The 1374-nt window shown below is 42.6% G+C and carries 2 protein-coding genes; both read left to right on the top strand.

Annotated features, from left to right (window positions below):
• Positions 1-90: 90 nt before the first annotated feature.
• Entirely contained in the window at positions 91-375 is a 285-nt protein-coding gene (locus B2Y23_RS06395) for a hypothetical protein (protein WP_291369725.1), read from the top strand.
• The gene (locus B2Y23_RS06390; RefSeq protein ID WP_291369723.1) at positions 372-1205 is read left to right on the top strand and encodes a DNA adenine methylase; all 834 of its coding nucleotides are present in this window, start codon (positions 372-374) and stop codon (positions 1203-1205) included. The genes B2Y23_RS06395 and B2Y23_RS06390 overlap by 4 nt, the downstream gene beginning before the upstream one ends.
• Positions 1206-1374 lie beyond the last annotated feature (169 nt).

The raw sequence follows: 1374 nt of genomic DNA, 5'->3' as shown, positions 1-1374 counted from the left end.
TAAGCCCAAGCGGTGCCGGAAGGGTTTGTTTTGGTTAAGGCGTCTGACCGTGATCAGGAAATGTTGGAGTTGATAGACCAGCGCGACCACATGGAAAGTCAAGCAGAGGAGTTGAAAGATAAGTTGCAGGTGCTTTATGGCGTAGATTTTGGAGAACACTCTAATTGCAATTTCCCATTCCAAAATGCAATTGACTACGATGATTCCGATCTTGTTTTGATTGAAAAAGCAAAACTCATGCAAATCATTGGTTCTGTTTCAATAATTGAGCCAATCACTCGCGGAAATCCATACATGGATTCGGTGAAACGTGAATTAACAGCAATAACTAATGTTGTGAAAACAGTGATCGAAGCACAGGAGCAAAAGGGATGAATCATCCATTGATCCGGTACCACGGTGGAAAATTTCGTTTAGCTCACTGGGTTATTGCTCAAATGCCAAATCATATTTGCTATACCGAGGCATTTGGCGGAGCAGCTGGAGTTCTGCTACAGAAGCCAAGAGCGTACGCTGAAGTTTATAACGACCTCGATGGCGATATTGTAAATCTATTTAAGGTTCTGCGAGATTCAGAGCAACGAGACCAGTTAATTGAACAACTTGTCTTAACGCCTTATAGCCGCGAAGAATTTGAAAATGCTTGGAGTGTAGCCACAACTGAAGTGGAACAAGCAAGACGAACAATCATTCGGGCACAAATGGGTTTTGGTTCTGCAGGTGCAACAAAAGGTATTACCGGTTTTCGCATCGATACCAAACGTCAATATGGTACAGCTCAATCATTATGGGCTAACTACCCGGAACACTTGGGTTTTATTGGCCAGCGCTTGAGTGGTGTTTTAATTGAAAACCGCCCTGCTATTCAGGTTCTTAAGGACCATGATGCATTAACCACTTTGCATTATGTAGATCCACCTTATGTCCATGACACACGCTATTCAGGCGCTAAAACTGGTCGTATTTATCGCCATGAAATGAATGATAAAGATCACCTGGATCTATTGAACAATTTACTCGAGCTAGAAGGAATGGTGATGCTTTCTGGTTACCAAAGTGAACTATATGACGGCGTATTAAAAGACTGGAAGCGCGTTGACACCAAGGCTCGTATTTCATCTGGTCGCGGTACTGATACACGCATTGAATGTTTATGGATAAATCCAGCTGCTCAACAATATGACTTATTTGGAGGTGTAGCTTGATCAATCTTGAATTAGCCAAAGACATCCGCGAATCATTGGCAGCTCGAAAAATTGGCGGCACCGGCACTCAATTCAATAGTGAAGAAACCGAGCTGCTTTATCACATTGTTGATGATTACATTGCTCGAAACGATGAAGCCAGTGTTGATGTGAAGTTGCCTTTTGAGGT

The sequence above is a fragment of the Acinetobacter sp. UBA5934 genome (assembly GCF_002430855.1).
Lineage (GTDB): Bacteria > Pseudomonadota > Gammaproteobacteria > Pseudomonadales > Moraxellaceae > Acinetobacter.
The sequence above is the reverse complement of the archived record's forward strand: the minus strand, read 5'-3'. Positions and strand labels throughout refer to the sequence as shown.

Bases quoted from the DNA above. Each gene is read 5' to 3' on its own strand.
- B2Y23_RS06395 (WP_291369725.1), top strand. From the start codon at position 91: ATGGAAAGTCAAGCAGAGGAGTTGAAAGATAAGTTGCAGGTGCTTTAT.
- B2Y23_RS06390 (WP_291369723.1), top strand. From the start codon at position 372: ATGAATCATCCATTGATCCGGTACCACGGTGGAAAATTTCGTTTAGCT.